The organism is Providencia sp. PROV197 (assembly GCF_028479625.1).
GTDB classification, from domain to species: Bacteria; Pseudomonadota; Gammaproteobacteria; order Enterobacterales; family Enterobacteriaceae; genus Providencia; species Providencia vermicola.
The window spans coordinates 193234-202911 of sequence record NZ_JAMPNZ010000006.1; the positions used below are offsets into that span (position 1 = coordinate 193234).

Consider the following 9678-nt stretch of genomic DNA (forward strand, 5'->3'; position numbering starts at 1 on the left):
TATGTGCCATGAAAAAATCAATAAAAATGCGTTTAGTTGAATTTATCACTGCAAATTAGGTTTCACATAAGCTGGAGGTGACCTATCGTCATGCGGTTACTCGTTGAAAAAGAAAATCCCAGACAATATCTGGGATTTTCTTATATTTAACCGTGGGCTAATTAGCTTTCTAACGCCTTGGTAATTTTTTCAAATAAATCACCCGATAAGTTATCGAGTTCTTTTAATTGCTCTAACACGTTACGCATCTGAGCTTGACGCTTTTCATCGTAGCGTTTTAAGCGAATAAGAGGCTCAATTAAGCGAGATGCGACTTGCGGGTTACGAGTATTCAGATCGACTAAAATTTCATACAGGAACTGATAGCCACTGCTATCCTCTGCATGGAAATTAACAGGGTTACCTGCCGTGAAAGCGCCAACTAACGAACGAACACGGTTCGGATTACTCATACTGAATGAACGGTGATTTAACAGCTTACGCACATTTGATAACGTGCCTTTTGCTGGGTTTGAACCTTGCAATGTAAACCATTTATCCATTACCAAGCCATCGTGGTGCCAGCGTTCATCAAAATCAGCCATCAATTGTACGAGGCAAGGCAGTTGTGCTTCATTAGCAGCTGTCAGTGCTGCCAGTGAATCCGTCATGTTATCCGCATTTTTATACTGATCTTCGACCAGTTTATTCGCCATCACTGCATCATCATTCACCGCTAAATATTGCAAACAAACATTACGTAACGATCGTTTTGCAATATCTTGATGATCGACACGGTAACCATCAATATTAATCGAGCGGTATACCGTCAAGAATTCATCAGACATCTCGTTGGCTAATCGGTGATGAATAAAATTGATCACCTCGTGGATAGCAACAGGATCGATAACTGTAAATAGCTCTGCAATTTCATTCTCTGATGGCAGCGTTAAGATCAATGCAGCTAGCGCAGGATCAATTGATTCACTCAATAAAACGGCACGGAAAGCATCAACTACCGACTCAGGTAAAACAAGTTCTTCACCTTTTTGGTATTTAGCGACATTGATCTTTGCATAGTTGTTGATCAGCTGCTGAGCGGCATCCCAACGTGAAAACTCGTTGCTGGCATGCTGCATCAAAAACGCTAATTGTTCATCGCTATAGTTATAATCTAACTTAACTGGCGCAGAAAATTCGCGTAATAAAGACGGCACTGGGCGAGTTGTGACTTCATCAAACACAAAAGATTGTGTCTCTTGAGTGATGTTGAGCACTGAGTTTACCAGGCTCCCACCTCGTTTTAATGGAATAACTGCCCCTTCCTCATCATATAACTCAATATCCAGAGGAATATGCAGAGCCAGTTTTTCTGTTTGATCTAACGTCGGCGGCGTCATTTGGCTAACATGCAATGTATACTGCTGTTTTTCAGGCGAATATTCATCACGTACTGTTAATACTGGTGTACCTGATTGGCTATACCAGCGGCGGAATAAAGACAAGTCGACATTTGACGCATCTTCCATTGCTTGGACAAAATCGTCACACGTGGCTGCGCTGCCATCGTGGCGATGAACATACAGCTGTATCCCTGCTTGGAACATTTCTTCACCAAGTAAGGTGTGGATCATCCGAATGACTTCAGAACCTTTTTCGTACACTGTTAATGTATAGAAATTATTCATTTCTATTACTTTTTCAGGGCGAATTGGGTGAGCCATTGGGCTTGCATCTTCCGCAAATTGTGCCGCGCGCATCACTTTAACATTATTAATTCGGTTAACTGATCGAGAGCCTAAATCTGAGCTAAATTCTTGGTCACGAAAAACCGTTAAGCCTTCTTTTAGGCTTAATTGGAACCAATCACGACAAGTAATGCGGTTGCCCGTCCAGTTATGGAAATATTCATGGCCAATCACGGATTCAATATTCAGATAGTCTTTATCTGTTGCCGTATCACTTTTGGCTAACACATATTTGGAGTTAAAGACGTTCAAGCCCTTATTTTCCATTGCTCCCATATTGAAGAAATCAACGGCGACAATCATATAAATATCAAGGTCATATTCTAAACCGAAACGCTCTTCATCCCATTTCATGGCATTTTTTAGCGACTGCATCGCCCATGGCGCTCGGTCTAAATTACCTTTATCGACAAATAATTCCAACGCCACTTCTCGGCCACTACGAGTGATAAAAATATCTTTTAATACGTCAAAATCACCCGCGACCAATGCAAATAAATAGCTTGGTTTCGGGAATGGGTCTTCCCATTTAACCCAATGGCGGCCATTTTCTAACTCGCCTTCTGCAATACGGTTACCATTAGATAAAAGATAAGGATAACGCGTTTTGTCTGCAGTAATGGTTGTGGTGTAACGCGCTAATACATCTGGGCGGTCTTGATAAAAGGTAATGTGGCGGAAACCTTCTGCTTCACATTGCGTACATAGAGCATCACCTGAAACATATAAACCTTCTAACGCCGTATTTTTTTCAGGGCTAATTTCATTCACAATACGCAGCGTAAAAGATTCAGGTAATGATTTAATAATCAATTTACCTTCAGCTTGTTGATAATCGGCCCACACTTTTCCATCAATTTCGATACTCATTAATGATAAATCTTCGCCATGTAATTCCAGGGTTGAAGATTGTGGATTAATGCGTTTCACCTGACTCACTGCGGTTACTACGGTCTTAACAGGGTCAAGATTAAAATCGAGGTCAATCTCTGTAATCGTATAATCAGGGGCTTGATAATCCTGACGATATTTCGCTTGTCTTAACTGGGTCATAAGTAACCTTTTAATTCGTTATATTCGATATCGCACTACTTCGCTGCTTTATACAATACTATAAGACACCGTAATGTGAACGGATTTGAGAAACATTTTCATCAAAAGATGTTATCTGTTTTTTATCTGATGTTACTTTCTTATATTTAATAGTCGCTGTTTTGTTACAAAATCGTTTGTTTGTTGGTGCTATAGTACTATCAAATATTTCACGACATGTTAGTATCTTTTCGTGATTAATCGTTTTGTATCTAAAACATTAGTCGCTCTCGTTTCAAAATGGATTTCTCTGATATAACAGCTTTACCTAGAAGCAAATGAGCGAATTAAGCTGAATATGCCCCGCTAATACAGACTGATAGAATAACGCTTCTATCTTTTGTTAAAGTGGGTATACTTTTGCAACTTTAACGATTTAGCAAATTGCTAATATAAGTAGATAAGCTCCGCGAGGATGTCTGCGCGCCATGAATTTAGACGCTACACCGATTATTACATCACTGCTTGATACCGATGCTTACAAGCTTCATATGCAGCAGGCTGTTTTCCACCGATACTACCACGTACCGGTTGTTGCTGAGTTCCGCTGTCGTAGCAGTGAGCTCCTAGGCGCCTACGCCGATGAAATTAGGCAACAAGTTCAGTTGATGGAACATTTATCCCTGACTGACGATGAACTGACATTTCTACACCGCTTGCCTTTTTTCCAAGAAGATTACCTCACTTGGCTAAAAACGTTCCGCTTTAACCCTGAACAAGTCATAGTCACCTCTCATGACGATGGGCAATTAGCTATTCGTATTAGTGGCCCTTGGCGTGAAGTGATCATGTGGGAAGTCCCTCTGCTTGCACTTGTTAGTGAAATTGTGCAGCGAGATAGACACCCTGAAATCACTCCCGACGATGCTGTTAGCCAACTCAGAAAACTGTTAACCGTTTTCTATGCGCAAGCTAATGAAGACCAGCTTGATTTGTCTGGCTTTAAATTAATGGATTTCGGCACTCGCCGCCGTTTTTCTTATGCGGTGCAATCCGCTATTGTTTCCATGCTGAAAAACGAATTTCCTTATCTTATCGGTACCAGTAACTACCAACTGGCCCATGAGCTCGATTTAATCCCTGTCGGTACACAAGCACACGAGTGGTTCCAAGCACACCAGCAAATTAGCCCCGAGCTAGCAAACAGCCAGCGTGAAGCCCTACAAAGTTGGTTAGACGAATACCCTGATCACCTTGGCATCGCGTTAACTGACTGTATCACCATGGACGCGTTCTTACGCGATTTTGATGTCAATTTTGCGAAGCGCTACCAAGGATTACGGCATGATTCGGGGGATCCGATCGAATGGGGTGAAAAAGCCATTGCTCACTATCAAAAGCTGGGTATCGACCCAATGAGCAAAACACTGGTTTTCTCCGATAGCTTAGATTTACAAAAGGCACTTGATTTATATCGCTATTTCCATCAGCGCATTAATCTCGTTTTTGGGATTGGTACAAGGCTAACATGCAATATTCCCCATGTAACGCCGCTGAATATTGTCATCAAGCTTGTCGAGTGCAATGGAAAACCCGTCGCTAAATTATCAGATAGCCCTGGCAAAACGATTTGTGAAGACGATGAATTCGTTAATCAACTCCGAAAAGCCTTTGATCTGCCTAAAATGGAAAAAGCCTGTTAATCCGCTATTTTTCCTCATTCAGCACAAGAAGATGCACTTTTCTTGTGCTGAGCTCAAAAACCCGCTTTTTCTTTTATTCACTTACTATTACTATAGCCTTTAAGCTCGATAACCACGCTTCGCTTCAACAGAAATGTTTTATCGCGATTTTTTACTTGTTTCCTAATAAATGGCAAGTAACATAGAGCTTTGGCCCCTGAAATATGGGATTTCGTTAATATCCCTACTTTAACTATTTTAATCGCCATAAACCGATGACACTTTTTGAATAATATTCATAGATATAATCGGTCGAATGGATTTAAAACAATTTGAATTACATCCTAAATAATTCGAGTTGTAGGAAGGCGGCAAACAAATTGAACCCTAGGAGCATACATAAGTATGTGACTAGGGTCGGTTTGTGAAGCCAACGCATCTACAGCTCGAAGTATGACGGATTGAGATAGTCGAAGTAGATATCGTTAAATATGAAGAGAGTGAATTATATGATAGTAGCGCCTGTAGTCGACGTACTGCAAGGCCGTGTGGCGGTAGGCTCTGAAGTCACCGTTCAAGGCTGGGTACGTACAAGGAGAGATTCAAATGCTGGTTTTTCTTTCCTCGCCGTTTATGACGGCTCATGCTTTAACCCGTTACAGGCTATCATTAATAATAATTTACCGAATTATAATGACGAAGTCCTGCATCTCACCACGGGTTGTTCCGTTGAAGTCACGGGTACGGTAAAAGAGTCTCCAGGTCAAGGTCAATCATTTGAATTAGAAGCCACCGCAGTCAAAGTGGTTGGTTGGATTGAAGACCCTGACACTTACCCAATGGCAGCAAAACGCCATAGCGTTGAATTCTTACGTGAAGCAGCACACTTACGTCCACGCACTAATTTAATTGGTGCTGTTGCACGTGTTCGTCATACCTTAGCGCAAGCTATCCACCGCTTCTTTGATGAACAAGGCTACTTCTGGGTTTCAACACCAATCATTACGGCTTCTGATACCGAAGGCGCAGGTGAAATGTTCCGTGTCTCTACACTGGATTACAATAACTTGCCACGTAATGACAAAGGTGAAGTGGATTTCAGTGAAGATTTCTTTGGTCGCGAAGCCTTCTTAACGGTTTCAGGCCAGTTAAATGGTGAAGCCTACGCAACGGCACTGAGCAAAGTGTATACCTTCGGGCCAACATTCCGTGCTGAAAACTCCAACACCAGCCGTCACTTGGCGGAATTCTGGATGGTTGAGCCAGAAGTTGCGTTTGCAAACTTAGATGATGTGGCTGGCCTTGCAGAAAAAATGCTGAAATTTGCGTTTAAAGCAGCACTGACCGAACGCCGTGATGATTTAGAGTTCTTCGCGCAACGTGTTGATAAAGACGTTATTACTCGCTTAGAAAGCTTTGTTAACTCTGATTTCGCGCAAGTTGATTACACGGATGCTATCAAAATCCTTGAGACCTGTGGCCAGAAATTCGAAAACCCAGTTTACTGGGGTGTCGATATGTCTTCTGAACATGAGCGCTACCTCGCTGAACAGCACTTTAAAGCGCCTGTCGTGGTGAAAAACTACCCGAAAGATATCAAGGCTTTCTATATGCGCCTCAATGAAGACGGTAAAACCGTTGCGGCGATGGATGTCCTTGCTCCAGGTATCGGTGAAATCATTGGCGGTTCACAGCGTGAAGAGCGTTTGGACATGTTAGATGCTCGCCTTGAAGAAATGGGCATGAACAAAGAAGATTACTGGTGGTACCGTGATCTACGCCGTTACGGCACAGTGCCTCACTCAGGTTTCGGCCTTGGTTTTGAGCGCTTAGTTGCCTATGTAACTGGTGTCGGTAACGTACGTGAAGTGATCCCATTCCCACGTACCCCAAGAAACGCAGCATTCTAATTTCTGCTTTTCTGTATTGATTCACGAGCCAGCGCATGTTGGCTCGTGATAATTAAGCCCTGAGATGCTTTCACTTAATAACTATCTCATCTTGTTACATTTAATTTCAGTCATCTGATAAACAGATCACATTTTTTACGTTATTGCCTTATAATTTCCCGTTATATTGCACTTACATTGATATTGCTAAGAATAATCTGCTTTTTTGCTTCATTTTTGTTTTTTGCCAACCAGAAATCTTCAGTTAAATCTCTCTAAGTTGCTCAAAAAAAGCTCAAATCGTCTACTGAAAAAGTTCCCTTAATTTTGTAATATTTTTTAAACTGGTACGATGAGTGGTTATTTTTTGTTCTATTTTTTACATTTAGAAACATCTAGTTACCATTTGTTTCAGAATCTTTGATTTTGTAGCACTTTGAGGGTAGATAATTTTATTTAGCAATGGAACACTGGTCGCCGACATAGACGACACTAATCTCTCATAAATAGTTCCAATTATTTTTTGCGAATTATTTTTGGCAGTGGCAGGTGTCCGAATAACACCAATGAGGGTAATAATAATGATGAAACGCAATATTCTTGCAATGGTTATCCCAGCTCTGTTAGCTGCTGGTGCAGCAAACGCAGCTGAAGTATACAACAAAGACGGTAACAAATTAGACGTTTACGGTAAAGTTGACGTTCGTCACTACTTTGCTGATGCTAAAGGCAGCAACGGTACTTCTAGCCAAGACGGTGATGATTCACGTGTTCGTTTAGGTCTGAAAGGTGATACTCAAATCACTGATCAACTGACTGGTTTTGGTCGTTTCGAGTGGGAAACTAAAACTAACAAAACTGAAACTAACAACGAAAACAAAAACCGTTTAGCATACGCTGGTTTAAAATTCGCTGATTTCGGTTCAATCGATTACGGCCGTAACTACGGTGTTATCTATGACACGAACGCATGGACCGACGTTATGCCTTTATGGGGCGGCGACACCATGGCTCAGTCTGATACTTTCATGACTAGCCGTAACCGTAACCTGTTAACTTACCGTAATAACAACGCATTCGGTTACGTTGATGGCCTGAGCTTTGCTCTGCAATACCAAGGTAAAAACGGCGACCAAAACAAATCAGGCGGCAAAAACGCTTGGGAAAACAATGGTGACGGTTACGGTTTATCAGCAGCTTACGACTTAGGTTGGGGCGTAACTCTGGGTGGTGGTTATTCTAACTCATCCCGTACTCCTGCACAGAAAAATGCAGTAGCAACTGGTGCTGGTGGTGATAAAGCTCAAGCATGGAACGTTGGTGGTAAATTCGACGCTAACAACGTTTACTTAGCAGCTATGTATGGTCAAACGCTGAATACTACTCACTTCGGTAAAGACGACACTATCGCTAACAAAACTGAAAACGTTGAGTTAGTTGCTCAGTACCTGTTCGACTTCGGTCTGAAACCATCTTTAGGTTATAACCAATCTAAAGCTAAAGACACTGCACGTGGTAACGGCGATATCGTTAAATATATCTCTGTAGGTTCTTACTACTACTTCAACAAAAACATGTCTGCAGTTGTTGACTATAAAGTTAACCTGTTAAAAGACAACGATTTCACCAAAGGTTACGGTATCAATACTGATAACGTAGTTGGTTTAGGTTTAATCTACCAATTCTAATTATCAGTTAACTGATAATCTAGAAAACGGTAACATGTTTTTGCAAGCAGCGCTTCGGCGCTGCTTTTTCATTTCTATGTTATATCTTCCCTTGTTATACCTACCTTAAAACCTGTTCACCTTCCCACTTATCAACCCAAACCATCGATAAGACAGGTAAATTCACCACCTTTATGGATATTTCTGGTTGAATTACATGCAATTCCTACCTAGCTCACAAGATCTCGCCAATTTTTCGTAAAACGGTTGGCAAAAGCCCTTTCACACGTTAACCTGAGAACTCGACTCGTTCGACTAAACCCGTTTTCAGCTATACCCAGCATTAACCCGCTGGATGGGGCATCTGACAGGTAAGGTTGCCATAAACACCCTTACTTTGCCTCACCACACAGGTTGGTGTTAGGTACCACAACCGAGCTTTGGAATCGACAACATGTTTGAGAAAATTACTTCTGCCCCCGCTGACCCAATTTTAGGTCTTGCTGATAGTTTCCGTGCTGACCCCCGCGATAATAAAATTAACTTAGGTATTGGCGTCTACAAAGACGAATCAGGGAAAACCCCTGTGCTTGATACCGTCAAAAAAGCAGAAAAATTCCTGCTTGATAATGAAAACACCAAAAACTATCTTGCGATTAGCGGAATGCCAGAATTTGGCCGTGTAACACAAGAACTGTTATTCGGTGCACAACATGAAATTGTCACCTCAAAACGTGCACGTACAGCGCAAGCACCGGGTGGTACAGGTGCATTACGTATCGCTGCGGATTTTATTGCGAAACAAACCAACGCGAAGCGTGTTTGGATAAGCAATCCAACTTGGCCTAACCACAAAAATATTTTTGAAGCAGCTGGCTTAGAAGTATTAACCTACAACTACTATGATGCGGCTAGCCACGGTATGGATTTTGACGGTATGCTAAATAGCCTGTCATCTGCTGTTGCTGGCGATGTGATTGTGCTGCACGGTTGCTGCCATAACCCAACAGGGATTGACCCAACCCCTGAGCAATGGGCTAAACTGTCTGACCTGTGCGCAGAAAAAGGCCTATTACCTGTTTTTGACTTTGCTTACCAAGGTTTTGCTAAAGGCTTAGATGAAGACGCTGAAGGCCTGCGTATTTTCACCAAAAATAACCCTGAAATGATTGTTGCCAGCTCATTCTCTAAAAACTTTGGTTTATACAATGAGCGTGTTGGTGCTTGCACTATTATCGCGAAAGACAGCGATAACGCAGAGCGTGCATTTAGCCAAGCAAAAGCGGTTATCCGTGCAAACTACTCAAACCCACCAGCACACGGCGCAGCAGTGGTTACCACAATCCTTTCTGATGATGCGTTAAAAGCCGAATGGATCCAAGAATTAACCGCAATGCGCGAACGTATTAAACGTATGCGTCAGCTACTAGTCAAAACCTTGGATGAAAAAGGCGCTAAACAAGACTTTAGCTTCATTATCAACCAAAATGGTATGTTCTCCTTCAGTGGGCTGACAAAAGAGCAGGTAGAGCGTCTACGTAGCGAATTTGGTATCTATGCTGTGAGCTCAGGCCGTATTAACGTGGCTGGCTTAACGCTGGAAAATATGGTTCCACTGTGTGATGCTATCGTGAAAGTTCTATAGATATTTATTCAAACAACTACATATTTCACAAAAACA

General features: G+C 41.9%; 5 protein-coding genes. 4 read left to right on the forward strand and 1 reads right to left on the reverse strand.

What is annotated here, in order from left to right:
- Window positions 1–161: 161 nt before the first annotated feature.
- Window positions 162–2780 (reverse strand): aminopeptidase N, encoded by a 2619-nt coding sequence (gene pepN / locus PR808_RS03960; protein ID WP_272538748.1) that lies wholly within the window; start codon window positions 2778–2780, stop codon window positions 162–164.
- A gap of 467 nt (window positions 2781–3247) precedes the next feature.
- Here pepN and pncB point away from each other — a divergent pair, with 467 nt between their 5' ends.
- From pncB to PR808_RS03980, 4 genes are all read left to right on the forward strand, one after another.
- On the forward strand, window positions 3248–4462 hold the full coding sequence (gene pncB / locus PR808_RS03965) for a nicotinate phosphoribosyltransferase (RefSeq protein WP_206086660.1): 1215 nt from the start codon (window positions 3248–3250) through the stop codon (window positions 4460–4462).
- Between the two features lie 488 nt (window positions 4463–4950).
- Window positions 4951–6351 (forward strand): asparagine--tRNA ligase, encoded by a 1401-nt coding sequence (asnS, locus tag PR808_RS03970; RefSeq protein WP_272538749.1) that lies wholly within the window; start codon window positions 4951–4953, stop codon window positions 6349–6351.
- A gap of 560 nt (window positions 6352–6911) precedes the next feature.
- Complete coding sequence (locus PR808_RS03975; RefSeq protein ID WP_272538750.1) at window positions 6912–8018, forward strand: porin; 1107 nt, start codon at window positions 6912–6914, stop codon at window positions 8016–8018.
- Between the two features lie 433 nt (window positions 8019–8451).
- Entirely contained in the window at window positions 8452–9642 is a 1191-nt protein-coding gene (locus PR808_RS03980; protein ID WP_206086658.1) for an amino acid aminotransferase, read from the forward strand.
- Window positions 9643–9678 lie beyond the last annotated feature (36 nt).